The sequence below is a fragment of the Pseudobacter ginsenosidimutans genome (genome assembly GCF_007970185.1).
GTDB classification, from domain to species: Bacteria; Bacteroidota; Bacteroidia; order Chitinophagales; family Chitinophagaceae; genus Pseudobacter; species Pseudobacter ginsenosidimutans.
Genome location: NZ_CP042431.1, coordinates 2,914,106 through 2,934,929, shown reverse-complemented (window position 1 = coordinate 2,934,929; position 20,824 = coordinate 2,914,106). Strand labels below are relative to the sequence as shown.

Below are 20,824 nucleotides of genomic sequence, written 5' to 3'. Positions count from 1 at the left end.
GGTTAGAGAGCGTGGTCCTCTTCTTCTTTGAACAGGTCAATGATGCCGTCTTTGAATTTGCCCCAGAAATCTTTGATCCCCTTACGATTCTTTACTTTTTCGGATTGCTCCGGTTCTGCAATTTCTTCTGTTATATTCTCGATCACAGTTGGCTTCTTCAGTGTTTCAGGAATCTCAACCTTCCTGAACTGATGTTCGAACTGCTTACGGTTGTTCTCGTAATCGCTGTATCCTTTCAGGATAAGACCGATACAGGTTGAATAAGTTGGCTTTGCCAGCTCTTCGATATGACCTGCTGCCAGGTGCTCAGTTGGGAAACCGATTCGGCAATTCAATCCTGTTACATACTCAGTCAGCTGGATCAGGTGACGCAGTTGTGCACCACCACCGGTAAGCACGATACCGCCATTCAATGTACGATTGTCGAGCCCTACCTGTTTCAGATGGTAAGTAACGAAGTCCATGATCTCATTCATACGCGCCTGGATGATATTGGCCAGGTTCTTCACGCTGATCTCTTTGGCAGGCATGCCGCGGAGACCCGGGATAGTGATGAATGCATTTGTCTTTGCTTCATTAGCAAGAGCCGAGCCAAACTGTACTTTCATTTGTTCAGCCTGGGTTTTCAATACACCAAGACCGGTCTTGATATCATTGGTGATATTCTCACCACCGAAAGGAATAACCGCTGTATGTTTCAGGATACCTTCATAGAACACGGCGAGGTCAGTAGTACCACCACCGATGTCAACAATGGCAACACCTGCTTCCAGGTCTTCATGTCCCATCACAGCCGCAGCAGAAGCCAGCGGTTGCAGTACCAGGTCTTTTGTATGCAGTCCGCTTTTCTCAACAGCGCGGTTGATATTGCGGATGGCATTCTTATCACCTGTAATGATATGGAAGTTGGCGCCGATCTTCACACCACCGTAACCGATAGGGTTCGGGATGTTCTGAAAGTTGTCAACTGTAAATTCCTGCGGGATCACATCGATGATCTGATCACCTGCAGGGATATAAGTTTTGTACTGGTCAGCGATGAGCTGGTCGATCTCACGGTGAGTGATCTCTTCTTCCGTGTGCTGGCGTACAATGTCGCCGCGGGTTTGCAGGCTCTTGATATGATGCCCTGCAATACCTACGTACACTTCATTGATCTCCAGGTTGGGATTGGAAGCATAGCAGTTATCAAGTGCCATGCGGATGGCCTTGATGGTTTCATCGATGTTCAAAACCTGACCGTGCTTCACTCCGTTGGAGTTGGCTCGACCAAACCCAATGATCTCCAGTTTCCCGTACTCGTTCTTTCGACCCGCAATCGCTGCAATCTTCGTCGTGCCGATGTCCAGCCCGACGATGATGGGTTGTTGCTCATTGTTCATAATCTATCCTGTTTTTAGTTGTTGTTATTTGATTAGTTGTGTTGTTATTGATTTAATGGGAATTGCGTTTTGGCATCACAGCTTTGGGTTTGGTGTCCGTTGAACCTGCCTTCTTGTTCAACTGTTTCGTCGGGGTTTCATAGGACTGGCTTTTCGAAGGTGGATTTTTCTTGGCTCCGGACTGGTTCTTCCGGATAGCGGCAGGTCGGGAATCTATGGGTGGTTTTTCGGTGTTTGCGGGATTTGTCCTGCCTGCCGATAAGGTGGAAGTTGTTCTGCTGAACGAACTATCCCTTACGGGCAGAGGAATGGGTGCAGTTGCAGTCCTCCCTCCTTTCACTCCGATCACTTGCCTGTCGAACTGTACGTTGATCCTGCTATAAGTGTCCATCCCGGTTTTGCTGAGCACATCTTTATAGAAGATCAGCAGTCTGCGGAATTTCTTTTCAAAGTCCTGTCCATTTCCGAATTCGATCACATGACTTCCGATAGTGGGCATCATTTCGAATTTTCTGTCGGGTGTAATATCCACCTGTGCGATCTGCGCCATCCAGAGCGGCTCCTTCTGCATGAACCGGCTCATTCCTTTGATATCCGCCATCAGCGCGCTGTCGGTGGCATTCAGGCGGGCCTTGTCTGTTGGAAAGCCGGTGAACACAGGCAGCCTGGCAGACAGTTTTGCAGAGAGCGGCAAACGCTTCATGGCCGTATCTATGTAAAAGCTATTGCCGGTAACGGTAAAGATCCTGGCAATCGGCTCGGCCTCCGTGATCAAAACATTCAATTGTCCATTATTATCAAAGAACAGTTGCGCATCGCGGATCCAGGGATTGTTCTCCATCTGGTTTTCCATTGCGCGCAGATCGAAAGATTTGAGGGAACGCCCCTTGATCACCTTCGATCCGTTATTATTGAGAATGGTGAGCACATCATTCTTATCGATAAAGAAATGATCGCCGCCACCAACTATCTGGATCGTATAACCGCTGCAGGTCTTTTCCTTCTGCATGCTCATGGCTTTCACAGATAATACCACCACTACTGTTCCGATCACAGACCAGAGCAGGAAAAGCAGTATCTTCTTTTTAGCGATCTTAGCCATTACTACGGTTATTCCTTATTTATCCAATATGGTTTTGATGGGCTGCAGCAGGGTATCTATATCTCCCGCTCCGGCTGTGATCAATAACCAGTTGTCGTTTTTTTGTTGTTTGATGAGATCCAGTACCTGCGCCTTTTCCAGGATCTGTTTGTTCTCGATTGTCATCTGATCCAGGATCAGGTTACTGGTAACGCCTTCGATCGGTAATTCCCTGGCAGGGTAGATCGGCAGCAATACCACTTCATCGGCCAGATCCAGGCTTTCAGCAAATTCCTTCGCAAAGTCGCGCGTACGCGTGAACAGGTGCGGCTGGAAGATCACGGTGCATTTCTTGTCGGGGAACAGTTTTCTTGCTCCGCTGATCAATGCCCTCAGCTCTTCCGGGTGATGCGCGTAATCGTCCACAAACACCAGTGAAGGTGTTTTGATCATATACTCGAAACGGCGCTTCACTCCTTTGAAATCCGCAACAGCTGCTTTGATCTTATCGTCTGCGATTCCGAGATGGTGAGCGATCATGATAGCTGCGATCACATTCTCGATATTATGCAGCCCACCCATGTTCAGGGTGATATCATTCAAATGCCAGAGACGGGTCACTACATTGAAATGGTAGGAACCATTCTCCATACGGATATTCTCGGCGCGTATATCAGATCCCTGGTCCAGCAGGCTGTAAGTCAGCTGGTGCGTGCTTTCCAGCGCGGCGCTTCTTTTCAGGCCATGCTTGCTGATCATCCATCCTCCTTTTTTCACTCTTCTCGAAAATTCGATATAGGCATCTTCCATGGCCTCGGGTGTTCCGTAGATATCGAGATGGTCTGCATCCATGGCGGTGATCACGGCGATATCAGGACTGAGACGCAGGAAGCTTCTGTCGTATTCGTCGGCTTCCACTACACAAACATTACGTTTATCGCTCCAGTAATTGCTGTTGTAGTTCACGGCCACGCCACCAAGGAAGGCATTGCAGCCATAACCGGTATGACGCAGCAGGTGTGCAATCATAGTGGAAATAGTGGTCTTCCCATGCGTGCCGGCCACGCAGATATTGAAAGAGCCTTCCGTGATCACACCCAGCACTTCGCTGCGCTTCATCAGCACATACTTATTATCACGGTAAAAATTCAGCTCACTGTGATCTTTCGGAATGGCAGGCGTATACACCACCAGGTCGGCATCTTTCGGCGCCAGTTCCAGGTTATCATCATAGTGCACAGGGATACCTTCGGCCACGAGTTGTTTGGTGAGTACGGTCTCCGTTTTATCGTAGCCGCTCACTGACCTTCCGTGGAATTTGAAATAGCGCGCAATGGCGCTCATTCCGATACCACCGATGCCGATGAAGTATACCTTTTTGATGTCTTCCAGTTGAACCATATCCTTTGGGCGGTTTGTCCGCTGCTTATTTGATTGCTTTTAAAATCGCCGATGCGATCTGCGTGTCCGCATCGGTTACTGCCAGTTTTCCTATATTCTGTTGCAACTCGCGTTGCTGTTCTTCATTTTTTGAAAGCGCGATCACGGCAGGCACCAGTTTCTCTTTCGCTTCACTGTCTTTGATCATGATCCCTGCATGTTTCTCCACCAGGTGCAGTGCATTCACGGTCTGATGATCTTCTGCTGCAAAAGGGAAAGGCACGAAGATCACGGGCTTCTTCACCACACATAATTCCGCGATGGCCATGGCTCCTGCACGGGAGATCACAATGTCGGCGGCTGCGTAAGCATTCTCCATTTTCGTGATGAAGGCATCGGTCCATACATTCGACTGTCCTTTCACGCGGGCTGCAGCCTTTGCTGCATAAGGCTTTCCGGTCTGCCAGATCAGTTGAACATTGTTCTGAGCAAAAGCATCCAGTTCTACATCGATGGCTTCGTTGATGCCTTTTGCGCCAAGACTGCCACCCGTAACCAGTACTGTTTGTTTTGCAGGATCGAGGCCGAAGCTCATGCTTGCCGTATGCCTGTCTGTATGCATTTGTACAATCGCTTCACGAACAGGATTGCCGGTGATCTGCAATTTTGCTGCCGGAAAGAATTTCTCCATTCCATCACTTGCTACAAAAATTTTCGTTGCATTCTTTCCCAGCATCATATTACTCTTACCTGCAAACGAATTCGATTCATGGATGAAAGTAGGTATCCCTTTTGCCTGCGCTAATTTTAAAACAGGAAAAGTGGAATAACCTCCCACGCCCACCACGGCCGATGGAGCAAATGCTTTCACGATCCTTCTCACCTGGAAAAAACTCCTGATGAGCTTGAACGGGAGCCCGATATTCTTTAACAAAGAACTTCTGTTGAACCCTGCAATATCGATCCCCTCTATCTTATAGCCAGCCTGCGGCACTTTCTCCATTTCCATTTTTCCTTTTGCACCGATGAAAAGAATCTCGATGCCAGGATCCGCTTTCTTCAATGCATTGGCGATGGCGATGGCAGGAAAGATATGTCCGCCTGTGCCTCCACCTGCAATGATGATCTTCGTACCGCTATTTGTATTGCCTGTGCTCATTTAATCTTATGCTTTTACTTCAGGTACCGGTTCTTTTCCTTCCAACTGTTCTACGTTCCTTGCAACACTCAATATGATGCCGATTGCAAGACAGGTAAAAAGAAATGAACTACCTCCCATACTCACAAGCGGAAGTGTTACCCCCGTTACCGGGAAGAGATTCACCGTTACCGCCATATTGATCAGGGCCTGTATCACCAACGTGAAACTCAGCCCCAATGCCAGGAATGCTCCAAACGCATATGGACATTTCCTGAAGATCCTGATACACCTGAACAAAAAGATCAGGTAGATCAATATGATGAATGCGCCTCCGATTATTCCATATTCTTCTATGATAATGGCATAGATGAAATCAGAATAAGGGTGCGGCAAAAAATTCCTCGTTTCACTGTTACCCGGTCCCAGTCCCAGCATACCGCCTTTACTGATGGCGATCTTGGCCTGGTTCACCTGGTAGTTCTCGTCTTTATCGATCTCTTTGTTGCTGTACACGAAATTCTGTACACGTTTGATCCAGGTTGGCAGACGGCCTACAGAAAGCACACCTGGCAATTCCTTCGATCTTCCTTCCGATGAATCGTAATAAGAAAGAGCGATGGTGACGAGCAGTATCACCGGAACTGCTGCCACACCGATAGTAAGCAGCAAATGTTTGGCGCTTGCTCTTCCGATAAATAACAGCAGCATACTGGTGGCGCCCACCAGCAGGGCTGTTGAAAGGTTCGCCGGTGCTATTAATGCACAAATGACCACTACCGGAGTGATCACAGGCAGGAACCCTTTTCTGAAATCTTTTATCACATCCTGCTTCTTGCTCAGCAACCGCCCGAGGTACATAAAGAGCGCCAGCTTGGCAAGATCCGATGTCTGAAAAGTAAGGTTGATGATCGGCAGCCTGATCCAGCGGCTACCCTCATTCAATCGTACACCAAAGAAAAAAGTATAGATCAGTAATGGTATCGAGATCAGGAAGAGGATCCGCGCCACCCTCGCATATACGGTGTAGTTCACCAGATGCGAGAAATAGATCACTGCCAAACCAATTGCGATGAACACGATCTGTTTGAACAGGTAGATCTCGGTATTCCCTTTGTTCATCTTGTAGGCCAGCAATCCTGTGGAGCTGTATACTACCAGGACCGATACCAAAGCCAATAGCAGTACCGCGGCCCAGATGACTTTATCGCCCCTGGTCCTGGACCATAACCTGTTCCCCATTTTCACGGGGCTGGCTATCTCATCAAAACCAATATCTCCGCTATTGCTCATTATGATAGATTATTACAACTCTCTAACTGCATCCTTGAACTGGTTGCCGCGATCTTCATAGTTCTTGAAGAGATCGAAGCTGGCGCAGGCAGGGCTGAGCAACACCACATCACCTTTGTTGGCGAGATGGAAAGCTGCATGCACCGCTTCACGCGCGTTGCCGGTGTTCACAATTACAGGCACATCATTCTGGAAAGCTTCATGGATCTTGCGATTGTCTGTGCCCATGGCCACGATCGCTTTCACCTTTTCTTTCACCAGGTCCATCATGCTGCTGTAATCATTGCCTTTGTCTACCCCACCGAGAATGAGGATGGTGGGTTTCTCCATACTCTCCAGGGCATACCATGTACTATTCACGTTGGTGGCCTTGCTGTCGTTGACAAAGTCAACGCCGCGCACGGTGCTCACAAACTCCATACGATGCTCCAGGCTTTCGAAAGTCTGAACAGCATCCCTGATCTTCTCTTTCCGGATACCGAGTACGGAACCCGCAATTCCTGCTGCCATGGTGTTGTATTGATTGTGCTTACCCTTCAGGGTGAAATCGTAAACGCTCATGTCCATTCTCTCATCTCGTACCGCTACAGTCATTTGGCCGTTTTTGATAAACCCGCCTTGATTTGGCTCTTTGTTCATAGTAAATGGTAATAGGTTAGATTTGATTGCGAACCGTCCGATATGTTCCATCGTTACAGGATCGTCTTCACAATAGATGAAATAATCATCAGCAGTCTGATTCTCGACGATCCGGAACTTGCTGTTTATATAATTCTCGAATTTGTACTCGTACCTGTCCAGGTGGTCCTCCGTAATATTGGTCAGAACAGCCACATTGGGTCTGAACTCATGGATATCATCCAGCTGAAAGCTGCTGATCTCCGCTACATACAACTCCTTCGGATCAAGCGCCACCTGCTTCGCAAATGAGTAACCGATATTCCCTACCAGCGCCACATTAAGTCCTGCAGTTTTGCAGATATGATAAATGAGCGAAGTAGTGGTGGTCTTTCCATTGGCGCCGGTAATGCCAACGATCCTGCTGTTCCCTTTATAGCGATAAGCCAGTTCAATCTCACTGATGATGCGGATACCTTTCTTCCGGATCTTCTTCACCAGCTCATTCTTTTCAGGAATGCCGGGGCTCTTCATCACTTCATCGGCTCCCAGGATACGCTCTTCTGAATGCCGGCCAGACTCGTAAGCGATGCCATACTCATCCAGTTCCTTCCTGTACTTGCCGGCAATGTTCCCGGCATCAGAGAGGAATACATCGTACCCTTTCTGTTTACCGAGGATGGCAGCGCCCACGCCGCTTTCTCCTCCACCCAATATGATCAATCGTTTTGCCATTCGATGCTTATCTGATCTTCAGTGTCACTACCGCGAACACGATACACAATATTGTTACGATCCAGAACCTCGTTACGATCTTCGATTCATGATAGCCCAGCTTCTGATAATGGTGATGAAGCGGGCTCATGAGAAAGATCCTTCTTCCTTCGCCATATTTCTTCTTCGTATACTTGAACCAGCTCACCTGCAGCGTTACACTCAGCACTTCCACCAGGAATACGCCGCAGAAGATGGGGATCAGTAATTCTTTCCTTACAATGATGGCCAGCGCAGCGATGATACCACCCAGCGTAAGGCTGCCGGTATCTCCCATGAAAACCTGCGCGGGATAAGCGTTGTACCAAAGGAACCCGACACATGCACCGATCAATGCACCGATAAAGATGCTGAGCTCACCAAGATTTGGGATATACATGATGTTCAGGTATTCCGCAAACCGCAGGTTACCACTCGCATAGGCAAAGATGCCAAGACATGCCCCGATGATAGCACTGGTGCCCGTTGCCAGACCATCCAGTCCATCCGTGATATTGGCTCCATTGGAAACAGCAGTTACGATGAAGATCACGATCCCGATATAGAGCAGCCAGGTAAAGCCGCGCAGCGCTTCCGGTAAAAGTTTCGAGTAGTTGAACTCATGGCTTTTTACGAAAGGGATGGTGGTGATCGGCGCATCTGCTTCCACGAAATATTTTGTTTGTCCGTCCAGTGTTCTTTTGATGATGGTTGTATCATTGGCTCTCACAGGTCCGGTATAATCCCTCCACACTTTTGTGTTCTGGTTGAAGAGGATCACACATCCAACAACCACACCCAGCACTACCTGGCCCAATACTTTGAACCATCCTGCCAGTCCATCCTTATCGCCTTTCTTATAAGCCACTCCTGCTTTCTTGGCCAGCATCTTTGCGCGGAGCTTCAGGTAATCATCAATGAAACCGATGATGCCGAGCCAAATGGTGGCGAAGATCATCAGGCGGATATAGGCTTTATTCAGATCTGCCAGCAATAAAGTAGGCACCAGGATGGCGAGGATGATGATCAGTCCTCCCATGGTGGGTGTTCCTTTCTTTTGCTGTTCACCTGCCAGGCCGAGATCACGAACGGTTTCGCCCACCTGCTTTTTACGCAGGTAGTTGATCAGCTTCTTACCGAATACGGTAGTGATCAGCAAAGAGAGGATCACGGCCAGCATCACACGCGATGTGATGAACTGGAACAATGCGCTCCCGGGGAACTTCACCCCTAATTCTCTAAGCCATTCGGTTAAGTGATACAACATGCTGGTTCGGTGTTTTGCTTTGGGTTACTTGTCTAACATTTCAAACATTTCCTGCAATACCTGCTTATCGTCGAAAGGATGTTTCACTCCTTTTATCTCCTGGTATTTCTCGTGTCCTTTTCCTGCTATCAGCACAATGTCCTCAGGATTCGCCAGGCTCACGGCGGTTTTGATGGCTTCCTTCCTGTCGGCAATGGAAATGAACTTGCGCCTTGCAGCAGTGTTCAGGGTAGCTTCCATGTCTTTCAGGATCTCCAGCGGGTCCTCACTGCGGGGGTTATCCGAAGTAAAGATGGCTTTATCACTGTGCTCACAAGCGATCTCGCCCATTTCCGGGCGCTTGGTCTTATCGCGGTCACCGCCACAGCCCACCACGGTGATGATCTGTTCGTGACCTTTCCGCAATTTCTTGATGGTGGAGAGCACGTTCAGCAGTGCATCGGGAGTATGTGCATAATCCACGATACCGATCACCAGTCCCTTCTTTGAAATGATATAATCGAATCTTCCTTCCGCACCGGTGATCATACTGAGTACACGCAGCACTTCGTGTTTCTCTTCTCCCAAACAGATGGCAGCGCCATAAACTGCCAGGAGATTGTAGGCGTTGAACTCACCGATCAGGCGGAAATGCACTTCCTGGTCGTTGATATTCATCACCAGTCCGGAGAGTGCGTTCTCGATGATCTTTCCTTTGAAGTCAGCCAGCGTGCGCAGGCTGTAGAAATATTTGTGCGCGGCAGTATTCTGCAGCATCACGGCTCCGCGCTTATCGTCTGCATTGCTGATGGCGAATGCATCGGAAGGAAGTCCATCGAAGAAGGACTTCTTCACGCGGATATATTCATCGAATGTTTTGTGATAATCCAGGTGATCGTGGGTGATATTGCTGAAGAGGCCGCCGGCATAGCGGAGACCTGCAATGCGATGCTGATGGATGGCATGTGAGCTGGTTTCCATGAAAACATGGGTGCAACCGGCATCCACCATTTGTTTTAGCAGTGCATTGAGACTAACAGCATCAGGCGTGGTATGCGTTGCGGGTATTACCTGATCACCGATATGATTGTCTACCGTGCTGAGCAATCCACATTTGTGGCCCAGTCCGGAAAAGAGTTTGAATAATAAAGTAGCGATGGTGGTCTTACCATTGGTGCCGGTAACGCCAACCAGTTTCAGTTTTTCTGAAGGCTGTCCGTAGAAATTATGAGCGAGGAATCCGGCAGCGACATGGCTGTTCTCCACTTCCACATAGGTAACCCCTTCTTTGATATCGGCAGGCATTGTTTCGCAGATCACGGCTGCCGCGCCCTGCTCCACCACTTTAGCGATATAGTCATGACCATCGGAGGCCACACCTTTCAGTGCGATGAAAGCATCACCGGCGCTCACTTTGCGTGAATCGAGCTGAAGCGCATTCACATTTACACGGGTATCGCCGTGAACGGAACGGATCCGCACCTTGTACAAGATGTCCTGCAGAATTGCCATGCCTGGGTTAGTCTATAATTATTAATTCAATCCTATCGTTACTGCCTGTCCCTTTGTTATGGGGGTACCGGGCAATATTGTTTGTGTACTTACTTTTCCTCTTCCCTGCACATTCACTTTCAGTTGCATGTTCTCCAGCAGGTAGATGGCATCTTTCAATCCCATCCCTCTCACATCGGGCATTTCTTTTCGGGAAACAGCCTGGCCACTCATGACTGGTTGATAGTTCACTGCGTACATCCTGCTCCATTCATCTTTCTTCACAGAATCCTTGTACTTCATCTGCACAGCATCCATGATCAGCCGCAGGTCTTCTGCCTGTCCGGCATACAGGTAATTGCTGCTGTCTTTCTTCATGCGCGTTACGCGGAAACTCTCATTGCTTTTGTCTTCATCTGCATTCAAAGCATAGAGCTTGTCAGCAATCTCTTTGAACACTGGTCCGGCGATGGCCGCACCATAATATTTTGAGGCGAAGGGCTTGTTCACAACCACCACTATCACACTGTACTTCGGATCGCGGGCGGGGAAATAACCGGCAAAGCTGCTCTGGTGGATATGATCGGCGTATCCCCTGTTGCCATTGGCCACCTGTGAGGTACCGGTCTTACCGGCCACTTCGTAAGGCGTCCCCAGAAAGAGCTTGTATCCTGTTCCTCCCGGTGTGGCGCACACGGAGCGGAGACAGCTTTGTAATTGTTTCAGTGTTTCCTGACTGCAGATCGATTCTTCCAGCACTTCGGGCTCATTCTGTTTGATCACCTGTCCGTTCTCCTGGATGGAATTCACCAGGTAGGGTTTCATCATCTTTCCATCATTGGCCACTGCATTGTAAAGCATCAGCGATTGCAGCGGACTGACCAGCACTTCATATCCGAAACTCATCCAGGGCAATGTGGTGCCGCTCCAGGTTCTGTCTTTCGGCTTTTTCACTACCGGCGTTGTTTCTCCGAGAAGATCGATGCCGGAATATTTATCGAAGCGCAATTTTTTCAGGTGGCTTACAAACTGGTTGGGATTCTTTGAATAATGAGCCGTTACCAGTTTTGCCATTCCCACGTTGGAGCTGGCGTCGAATGCCTGTTTCACTGTTACATCATGTTTGCCGTGCTCTTCGGAATCGTAGACGGTGCGCGTCATATAGCGCCAGGCGCCGCCTTCGAGGTTCACATGCTGATCCAGCGTGATGTATTTATCTTCCAGCAGGCTCAGCATGGTGGCGAGTTTGAAAACAGATCCCGGTTCAGAGGCGCGGAGCGCGTAGTTGAGATCTTCCCAGTAACTGCCATCAGGCCTTCTGCCGAGATTGGCGATCGCCTTGATCTTACCGGTCTTCACTTCCATCACCAGGCAGGTGCCATTGGTGCATTCATTTTCCTGCATCACTTTCAGCAGCGCGTTCTCAGCAATATCCTGGATGTTCACATCGAGCGTGGTAACTACATCTTTCCCATTCTGCGGTTCGATCTCCGTTCCATCCACCGGCATGAACACACCTGCCGCTACTTTGCGCATCAGTTTCTTTCCGGTTTCACCTCTGAGCAAAGAATCGTAGGTTTTTTCAAGACCCACGTTCGTGTTTTTCACTTTTCCATCACTATCAACATACTCCCGGCTCAAGCCGATGGTACGGTTGGCAAGGAGTACAAAGGGGTTCAATCTTTTATCTTTCACTTCGGCAATGAACCCGCTTTTGTCTTTTCCCTGACGAACCAGCGGAAGGGAACGAAGCGTTTTGTATTGCTGGAAACTGATATTCTTTTTAAGGAGATAGTACCTGTTCTTTTTCCGGTAGCCATTTTGCAGGAGTGTTTTGTATTCCTGTGAAGTCATATCCTGGAAAAGATTGGCCAGTCCGATGGACAATGAATCCACATTGTTCTTGAAACGTTCTCCGCTTTTTGCTCTCAATCCGTCTGCAGCGAAATCGATATAGATATCGAAGTAGGGAATGGAGGTGCTGAGCATGGCGCCATCTTCGGAGTAGATGGTCCCGCGTTCGGCATCTGTTTCCACGAAGCGCTCCATTTGCTGGTTGGCTTCAGCGATCCAGTGCTTGCCCTGGAATTGCTGGATGTAGAATGCGCGACCAAGAATAGTGATGCTGAACACCACAATCAGGATGAATGCGAGGTATACCCTCCATAATATGTCGCGTTTTACTTCCACTCAGCAGTTCCTCTTTTATCTTTTTTTCATCAGTGAATCGGCTTTGTAAACTGAGTCGCGCAGCACGATGGGTGGTACGGTCAGTTCTTTGAGGCCGAGTGTGTCCACCGCTTTGGCGAGTTCGCTTTGTTTGCTGCGGAACATCACTTCACTTTTCAATGTTTTGTATTCATGGTGCAGTTCTTTCAGTTCTTTTGAAACTTTGTTGATACTGCGGATCGTTTTGTCTGCGTAGTGACCATTATAGATATAGACCACTGCCAGTGCTGCGAGAAAAAGAAAGAACGGGATATTGCGAGTGATCCAGCGGTAGCTGAATATCTTCAGCCATTCTCTCCTGGCTTCTCTTGCTTCCTTCGCTTCCCTTATTTCTTTTTCGTCACTCATATGCTTTTTCAGCTACCCTCAGCTTGGCGCTGCGGGAGCGGGGGTTTCTTTTTAGTTCGGCATCGGAAGCGGTCACCGGTTTTTTGGTGATGATCCTGAAAACCTGTTCTGATGGTTTGTTTCCAAACAGATCGGTTGGATCTTCGTCTTCGAATGTGCCTTTGCGGAAATAATTTTTGACAATCCTGTCTTCCAGCGAGTGGAACGTGATGATAGCAACACGGCCACCGGGTTTCAAAAGAGAAGGAACTTGTTGCAGCATTTCTTTCAATGCTCCCAATTCATCATTCACTTCTATGCGCAACGCCTGGAAAACCTGGGCAAAGTACTTGTTGGGATTTCCTTTCACCACAGAATGCAGTGCCTGTTTGAAATTGGCGATGGTGCGGAGGGACTGTGTTTGTCTTGCCTGAACAATAGTTCTGGCGAGTGTTTTGGCATTGGTTACTTCACCGTATTGTTCAAACAGTTTGTGCAACTGTTGTTCGGAGTAAGTGTTCACTACATCGAAAGCGGTGAGTGCCTGCCGGGTGTCCATACGCATATCCATATCGCCGTCGAAACGGGTGGAGAATCCGCGGTCTGCTTCATCAAACTGGTGGCTGCTGACGCCGAGGTCAGCGAGGATGCCGTCAACGGGAATGGCATTGTTCAGGCGGAGGAAACGCTGGAGGTGGCGGAAGTTATGGGGAACGAAGAGGACCCTGGGATCGTCCGGAAGATTCTGCCTGGCATCTGCATCCTGGTCGAAAGCGATGAGTTTGCCCTGCGGTCCCAACAGACGAAGGATCTCGCGGGAATGTCCGCCTCCACCGAAAGTGCAGTCCACGTAAGTGCCATCAGGCTGAATATTCAATCCCTGCAATACTTCCTGCAGGAGAACGGGCACGTGGTATGAACTATTTTCCTGATCATTTATCATAACTCTAGGTCGGATGGGGCACTGTCGGCGCCTGCCATCACCTGATGTGCCAGTTGACTGAAATTGTCAGATGAAGAAGATTCAAAGAACTGTTGGTACTTAACTTTATCCCAGATCTCGATTTTGTTTACGGCAGAAACCACCACAATGTCTTTATCCAATCCTGCATATTCCTTCAGATTGGGTGGAACTAGTAAGCGACCCGCAGAATCCAACTCGATGTTGGTGGCGCCGTTCAGGAACTTTCTCCTGAATTCGCGTACCTTGGGGTCGAAATCATTCAATTTGCTTAACCTGGAAAATATTGGCTTCCAGCTCAGCGTGGGATATAACACAAGGCAGGTTTCAAAACCTCTGTTGATCACAAACTGGGTCCCCGCTTCTTCCGGAATCTGCTTTTTAAGGGCAGCCGGTAGAAGGAAACGCCCTTTGGCGTCCAACGTAGCCTCATATTCTCCCAGAAATTCAATCATTTACAGCGGATAAATGCCTTACTCCCATTTATAAACACAAAATAACACATTTTCCCACAGCCGTGGAGAGAATTGGAAAATTTAATTTTTCCACAGGCTTGCATATTTCAAACCCGCTACCAGCCTGCATTTCACCCTCACATGTTAAAAACCTTAGAGCTTTTTGTGGATTTCCTGTGGATTCACGGGCAAAACCTGTGCGTATCCTGTGCATCGGCGCTGCTATCTCTTCAAAATCAAGGGATCAGAATTGTATCGTTTTCCACTTTGGAACCGGAAAAATGGAAATCTCAATTTGATGGGATTGGGTGGAGTTTTTGGAAAAAGGGAGAAAAGTGGGGGAAAAGTGGGAGGGATTGCAGGGTGTCGTCAGCGGCTCCGCCTTACCTTTGCGCGCATGCACCCCAAAGAAATAGCTATCAAAGATTTCACATACGATCTACCCGAAGAACTGATCGCCAAATATCCCCTGCCCAACCGGGATGCATCACGTTTACTCATCTGGCAAGAAGAAACAATCAGTGAAGATATTTACCGTAACCTCGATCAATATCTTCCTTCCAACTCCTTACTCGTTTTCAATAACACACGCGTGGTGGCAGCCAGACTGCTCTTTCAAAAAATAACCGGCGCCACAATAGAGATCTTCTGCCTGGAACCACATGCAAAATACCCGGATATCACCACGGCCATGAGTACACGCGGATCTGTCACCTGGATGTGCCTCGTTGGCGGCGTCTCGAAATGGAAACCCGGAAACATCTTAGAAAAAAAGATTCCGCATGGCAGCACAGAACTCAAGCTGCACGCCGCTTATATTGAAAAGATAAAAGACAGCTTTGCCATCGAACTAAGCTGGAACGAACCGGATCTCAGCTTCGCGGAAGTGCTGCACCTGGCCGGCGTGATGCCACTTCCTCCCTATATCAAAAGGAAAGCGGAACAGACAGATGAAGACCGCTACCAGACCATCTATGCAAAACATGAAGGCTCAGTAGCTGCGCCCACGGCCGGCCTGCATTTCACGGATACCATCTTTCAAAAACTGGATGCAAGGAATATCAAGAGAAGCTTTGTTACACTGCATGTTGGCGCAGGCACTTTCCAGCCGGTAAAATCCGGCACACTGGAAGGGCATCCAATGCATATCGAATTCATTGATGTAACGGTGGAGAGTATACGAAATCTAATTGACCATATCGATACGCATATTACAGCTGTAGGCACCACTTCACTACGCACCATCGAATCGCTCTACTGGCTGGGGAGCAAAGTAATGGCACAGCCAGACATCCAGCCAGAAGAACTGAGTGTTCAACAATGGGATGCCTATGAAATGAAAGGGGATATTCCTGCAAAAGCCGCGCTGGAAGCGCTTTTAAAGTATCTCGAACAAAAAGGTTTGAACAGGTTGCTAACCCGCACACAACTGCTGATAGCACCGGGCTATTCCATCCGTATCCCTCATGCGCTGGTCACCAATTTCCATCAGCCACAATCTACATTACTGTTACTGGTAGCGGCATTTGCCGGTCCAAAATGGAAGGAGATCTACCATTATGCGTTGTCGAATGGATTCCGTTTTCTGAGTTATGGAGACGGCTGTTTGCTCTTCAGGCACTAGGCCATTTCAGGATCAACAGCTGTTTCTTTCAACAGGGGAAACTCGAGCGTGAACACAGAGCCCCTGCCCAGTGTGCTATCCACCTTGATCTTCCCGTGATGCGCGTCCACCATGGTTTTCACGTAGCTGAGACCAAGACCGAAGCCTTTCACGTTGTGAATATTTCCGGTATGGGCGCGGTAGAATTTTTCAAAGATCCGGCGCACGGTTTCCTTGCTCATACCGATACCATTGTCTTCAACACGTACAACCAGGTTCTTATTGGTGCTGTGTGTGGTGATCCTGATGAAAAGATTATCGTTGGAGTATTTTACTGCATTGTCTATGAGATTGGAAAAAAGATTCCTGAAATGCACGGGATCGGCTTCCACCAGGTCCCTGCGTGCATTAAGCTGCAATTCAGCACTACCCTGCTTTTCCTGGAGCCGTAAAGTATAATCGTCGATAATATCGTTGAGCAATTCATGCATATGCACTGGGCGCTTGGCCAGTTGTAATTCCTGGCGGTCCATCACAGCGGCCTGGAGGATGGTTTCCACATGCTTGTTCATCCGCTTGTTCTCTTCCTTGATGATGCCGCTGAAATATTCCATCTTCTGGCGGTCCTGCAGCACTTTTTCGTTCCGTAGTGCATCCACTGCAAGAGATATGGTGGCCAGTGGCGTTTTGAACTCATGCGTCATGTTGTTGATGAAATCGTTCTTGATCTCACTCATTTTCTTTTGACGTATCAGTGCGGCCACGGTAACATAGAATGCAAGAATGATCACGATGGTGAAGAAGATGGCCCCGATGATCATCCATCTCATTTGTTTCAGTACCAGTTTCTTCACGTTGGGAACTACCACCATCATCACTTCTTCCGGCACCAGGTTCTCCAGGTCGGAACCGCTTTCGGGCTGGAAATAGTAGACCAGTTGCAGGTTGTTCACTGTGTCCTGCCAGAGATTGAGGAAATTGGCGGATTTAAGTTCGTAGTGCATCAGGTTCACGTTGGCCGTGATAGCGAACTCGAATTTGATGCCTTTCAAACCTTCCTGGTTATCGAATGCTTTCTGCAGTTTTTCCTGCACTTCAAATTCAGTGAATTTTTGCGCGATGGTTGGCGGCTTCATCAGCTCCAGCCGGAACTGTTCGGAGGGCCAGGTGAGACCTGGTTTATTTCTGAAGGTCTTGAGCGTAGGCAGGGTGCTTTTCTGCTCCATCAGTGAGTTGGCCACTTCGCCCATGGACTTCACCAGCTTCGATTTGAATTCGTGCTGCTTTTCTGCTTCCATGGTAAGCAGCCAGTTATACTGTACGTAGATCGTTCCGATCAGCGATAAGCTGATCAGTACAATGATCACAGGAAATATTTTCCTTAGTTGCAAATGATATGTTTTTGTGGTCGCTGTCATTACCCGCATCCTGTCCACCGGCAGCAATCCCATTGGTTAGGGAAGTCAGATCATTTTCCTCAGCAGGTAATTTCAATCGGCAAATTTAATGAACTGGTGATGAACGGCAGGAATCAACTAAATGAAGACGATTCCTTTTAACTAAGATTTATCAGTGCCGCGCCGCTAACTTAGTAAGTTTTGAGCAACCTTTCTTTTTTTAAACAATCATTTTGTCAATAATATATAAGTCTTAATTTAGAAATATGATAGTTCCCGGTCCAGGTACGTTGTTGATAGCAGAGCCCTTTCTCAAGGATCCCAATTTTATGAGAACAGTGGTTTTTTTGTGCGATCACCAGGAAGAAGGCAGTTTTGGTTTCGTGATCAATAAGACCTTCAATCATACACTTGACGAGCTGATGAACGATCTGGAAGAACTCAAGCTCCCCGTTTATTATGGCGGTCCGGTTCAGATGGACACTATTCATTTCCTTCATCAATACCCTGAATTGATCCCTGGCAGCTTCCAGGTAATGGATGGCATTTACTGGGGTGGAGATTTTGAAACAGCCATTTCCCTCATCAAAGAAGGCTCTCTCGATCTCAACAAGATCCGTTTCTTCATCGGTTATTCCGGCTGGGGTAATGGCCAGCTCAATGATGAGCTGAAGGAAAAATCCTGGCTCACTGCACAGGCTACCCGCAAACTTGTATTCCACAAAAAAATAGAAGAAATCTGGAAAGACGCCCTGAAAGAACTGGGCGGCGACTACGAGATGATGGCCAACTACCCAACAGATCCTCAGCTGAATTAATTTTCATCCCTTCCATTATACAGCAGGACTTACTGTTTTTGCAAGCCGATGGTTTTGCCATTACTAAACCGGAGCATATACAACCCGGCAGACAGCCCACCCATTTCGATCAACTGATGCTGACGCGTGATGGTAATTTCTCTTACCCTCCTGCCATTGACATCCGTTAATATTGCGCTGGTATTGAGCAGTTGCCGATCTGGCAAGGCAATGGTAACGATATCCTTCACCGGATTAGGATAAGCAATGATCCTTTCATTTGCCGGGGTTTTCAATACAATCACTTTGCTGTAAGTGAAGGCGCCGTCCTTATCGATCATTTGTAACCGATAGTAAAGTGTAGCGCTGCCTGTACCCGGGAAATGATCATCATAAGAATATATTCCGTTCCCCTGCCCCTTGGCAGGAATGGAAGCGATTGCCGAATAGCTCCTGCCATCTGAACTTCTTTCAACGGAGAATAAGCTGGTATTGGATTCATCCGCTGTTTTCCATTCAATCCGGTTACTGCTCTTATTCCTGTAACCGGTGAATGCAGTTAAACGAAGCGGGAGCGTAGCAGAGGAGTAGGTCATCACCAATCCTTTTTCACCAATGATATAGGTTGTGCCATCCAGTTTGGTAATGCCCGTCAGGTTTTTGTTGGTGTTGGATACTTCTGTTTGCCAAATGCTGCCATTCCAACGACGTATGGTGCCGCCAGTACCTACTACCAGCACATCATTTGTAGCATTCACGAAAATATCAGCGAGATCAACGGTTGTACCGGAAACAATTTGCGTCCAGGTGCTGCCATCCCAATGCAGGATGGTGCCGGCTTTTCCTGCTACCCAAACATTATTGGCATCTGTTCCGTGAATGGCATTCAGTTGCTGGCTTACTCCTGAAGCCTCTCTTGTAAAAGTTGTTCCAGTCAACTTGTAGATACCACCATTGGCGCCAACCGTCCAAATATTGTTCCCATCTGTGCCCCAGATCTTATACAAATGATCGGGGCCTGCATAATAGGCATCCCAGTAAGGAACTGCACGTTTTCTGACCGTACCATTATCACCCACAGCCCAAACAAAGGTTTGATTCAATCCCCATACACAATTGAGATTATGCATGGTGAACAAATTCATGCCTACCCAATCAAAACTTTTCAAAATAATATTGCCGGTATGGGAAGCGCCGTAGAACTCAGTATTACTATAGCCCCAGAGGCTTTTATATTTACCCAGAAACGGAGTATTATACCTGGTCCAGGAAGTTCCATCCCATTTCTGAAGAACGTCAGTTTGATTGGCAACCCATATATTAGTGGAACTGGTACCCCAGATGGCGATGGTATTATCACCCAATGATTCTGTTTGAATGGAAAAGCCTGATCCGCTATACTTGAGCACCATGCCATTGGCAGCGGCGATCCAAACTTTGTTGGCAGCAATTACGGATACACTACTCAATCCGGCAATCGCATTACGGCTTATCCAGAAAGTTCCGTTATATTGAATTACGCCACCTTCCTGAATTACAAGCCATACATTGGTAGCGGAAGTTCCAGTTACACGCATAATCACACCGGCAGCATTGGCTGATTGGCGGGACCATGAAGTACCATCGAACTTCAATACCGTGCCTGATATACCCACTGCCCATAAATGATCATTATCGAATGCCCATATATCATTGAGGTGATTGCCCGTGCCCGAAGATTGCGGCGTCCAGCTGCTACCGTCCCATTTGAGGATGGTGCCGGACTCTCCGGATACCCAAACATTACTGGCATCGGTTCCGGAGATACCAGTGAGACGAACAGTTGTTCCCGATGTTTGCGTTGCCCAGCTGCTGCCATTCCAGAAAAGAATCAGACCATTCGCGCCCGCCACCCAGATATGACTGGGATCTGTACCCCAGATAGCAGTGAGATTGGTGGTAACGCCGGATGTTTGCGTACTCCATGCCTGTCCGTTCCAGTGGAGGATAGTGCCATTGTTACCTGCTACCCAGATATCATTGTCATTGAATCTCCAGATCCGGTTCAGGGTTTCATACGTGCCTGATGGCTGGTAGTTCCACCTTACGCCACCATTAATGGTATAGGCAATCACACCATTGGCGCCAACATTCCATCCTTTCAGATCATCTGCCATCAGGATATCATTCCGGTCGTGGCCTTCTGTCATTTTATCCCATGACTGAGCCTGCACCTGCAAACAAAAGCACAGCGATGCAATGGCAAACATGCATCCTGCTAATAATTTCCTGTTGAAAAAAAATGAATTGAAAGGAGTTTGATATGATACAGGCAAGATGTTCCGGGTGTTTATTAATTGCATTTGGGCTACGTATTTACTGAATACGCAAAGCTACTCAAATGAGTTCCCGCCGGAAGTACTGTAGGTGTAAGGCTTGTACTGAATTATAAATCAGGACAACCTTTCAAACACAAAAGCCCGCTGCTGCGGGCTTTATCCATTCATCCGGAAACTTTCATTCTTCACTAAGAACTGCTGCACTTTCCGGCACATCAGCCGAGTGATATAAAAAACTCCGGCCTTGAAAACGTAAGCGAAGGAGCCAAATTATTTATCACAATCCAACCACACCAACTACAGTTCAATCATCACTCCTCCCGCGCGGTTCGTTTTACAGCCGGATTTTTTATAT

16 protein-coding genes are annotated in these 20,824 nt (G+C 48.0%); 2 read left to right on the top strand and 14 right to left on the bottom strand.

Annotated features, from left to right (window positions below; translation table 11 throughout):
- Positions 1–2 precede the first annotated feature (2 nt).
- Genes ftsA through mraZ form a run of 12 tightly spaced genes read right to left on the bottom strand, consistent with a single transcriptional unit; the run spans position 3 to position 14,354 of the window.
- Entirely contained in the window at positions 3–1,382 is a 1,380-nt protein-coding gene (gene ftsA, locus FSB84_RS11945) for a cell division protein FtsA (RefSeq protein ID WP_130541305.1), read from the bottom strand.
- A gap of 52 nt (positions 1,383–1,434) precedes the next feature.
- Positions 1,435–2,484 carry a cell division protein FtsQ/DivIB gene (locus tag FSB84_RS11940; protein ID WP_130541307.1) on the bottom strand — a complete coding sequence of 350 codons (1,050 nt, stop codon included), beginning with the start codon at positions 2,482–2,484 and terminating at the stop codon, positions 1,435–1,437.
- 15 nt (positions 2,485–2,499) lie between these two features.
- On the bottom strand, positions 2,500–3,864 hold the full coding sequence (murC, locus tag FSB84_RS11935) for a UDP-N-acetylmuramate--L-alanine ligase (RefSeq protein WP_130541309.1): 1,365 nt from the start codon (positions 3,862–3,864) through the stop codon (positions 2,500–2,502).
- 25 nt (positions 3,865–3,889) lie between these two features.
- Positions 3,890–5,002 (bottom strand): undecaprenyldiphospho-muramoylpentapeptide beta-N-acetylglucosaminyltransferase, encoded by a 1,113-nt coding sequence (gene murG, locus FSB84_RS11930; protein WP_130541310.1) that lies wholly within the window; start codon positions 5,000–5,002, stop codon positions 3,890–3,892.
- Between the two features lie 6 nt (positions 5,003–5,008).
- Entirely contained in the window at positions 5,009–6,274 is a 1,266-nt protein-coding gene (locus FSB84_RS11925; RefSeq protein ID WP_130541312.1) for an FtsW/RodA/SpoVE family cell cycle protein, read from the bottom strand.
- A gap of 12 nt (positions 6,275–6,286) precedes the next feature.
- Positions 6,287–7,627, bottom strand: a complete 1,341-nt coding sequence (murD, locus tag FSB84_RS11920; protein WP_130541314.1) for a UDP-N-acetylmuramoyl-L-alanine--D-glutamate ligase — start codon at positions 7,625–7,627, stop codon at positions 6,287–6,289.
- Between the two features lie 7 nt (positions 7,628–7,634).
- The gene (mraY, locus tag FSB84_RS11915) at positions 7,635–8,912 is read right to left on the bottom strand and encodes a phospho-N-acetylmuramoyl-pentapeptide-transferase (protein ID WP_130541316.1); all 1,278 of its coding nucleotides are present in this window, start codon (positions 8,910–8,912) and stop codon (positions 7,635–7,637) included.
- A gap of 24 nt (positions 8,913–8,936) precedes the next feature.
- On the bottom strand, positions 8,937–10,403 hold the full coding sequence (locus tag FSB84_RS11910) for a UDP-N-acetylmuramoyl-L-alanyl-D-glutamate--2,6-diaminopimelate ligase (protein ID WP_130541318.1): 1,467 nt from the start codon (positions 10,401–10,403) through the stop codon (positions 8,937–8,939).
- Between the two features lie 21 nt (positions 10,404–10,424).
- On the bottom strand, positions 10,425–12,572 hold the full coding sequence (locus tag FSB84_RS11905; RefSeq protein WP_130541320.1) for a penicillin-binding protein: 2,148 nt from the start codon (positions 12,570–12,572) through the stop codon (positions 10,425–10,427).
- Between the two features lie 15 nt (positions 12,573–12,587).
- Positions 12,588–12,959, bottom strand: a complete 372-nt coding sequence (locus tag FSB84_RS11900; RefSeq protein ID WP_130541322.1) for an FtsL-like putative cell division protein — start codon at positions 12,957–12,959, stop codon at positions 12,588–12,590.
- Complete coding sequence (gene rsmH / locus FSB84_RS11895; protein ID WP_130541324.1) at positions 12,952–13,881, bottom strand: 16S rRNA (cytosine(1402)-N(4))-methyltransferase RsmH; 930 nt, start codon at positions 13,879–13,881, stop codon at positions 12,952–12,954. The genes FSB84_RS11900 and rsmH overlap by 8 nt, the downstream gene beginning before the upstream one ends.
- Positions 13,878–14,354, bottom strand: coding sequence for a division/cell wall cluster transcriptional repressor MraZ (gene mraZ / locus FSB84_RS11890; RefSeq protein WP_127130811.1), 477 nt, complete (start codon positions 14,352–14,354; stop codon positions 13,878–13,880). Before mraZ ends, rsmH begins: the two co-directional genes overlap by 4 nt.
- Positions 14,355–14,751: 397 nt before the next feature.
- On the opposite strand from mraZ, the gene FSB84_RS11885 reads away from it, so the two are divergent.
- Positions 14,752–15,978, top strand: a complete 1,227-nt coding sequence (locus FSB84_RS11885; protein WP_130541326.1) for an S-adenosylmethionine:tRNA ribosyltransferase-isomerase — start codon at positions 14,752–14,754, stop codon at positions 15,976–15,978.
- On the opposite strand, the gene FSB84_RS11880 is transcribed toward FSB84_RS11885, so the two are convergent.
- A complete protein-coding gene (locus FSB84_RS11880) occupies positions 15,975–17,348 on the bottom strand; it encodes a sensor histidine kinase (RefSeq protein ID WP_225980055.1) in 1,374 nt (457 codons plus the stop codon). The two genes, FSB84_RS11885 and FSB84_RS11880, sit on opposite strands and share 4 nt — an antisense overlap.
- A 272-nt stretch (positions 17,349–17,620) precedes the next feature.
- On the opposite strand from FSB84_RS11880, the gene FSB84_RS11875 reads away from it, so the two are divergent.
- Complete coding sequence (locus tag FSB84_RS11875; RefSeq protein ID WP_130541329.1) at positions 17,621–18,172, top strand: YqgE/AlgH family protein; 552 nt, start codon at positions 17,621–17,623, stop codon at positions 18,170–18,172.
- Positions 18,173–18,201: 29 nt separating this feature from the next.
- Here FSB84_RS11875 and FSB84_RS11870 read toward each other — a convergent pair whose 3' ends face one another.
- Entirely contained in the window at positions 18,202–20,400 is a 2,199-nt protein-coding gene (locus FSB84_RS11870; protein WP_158643868.1) for a T9SS type A sorting domain-containing protein, read from the bottom strand.
- Between the last annotated feature and the right edge of the window lie 424 nt (positions 20,401–20,824).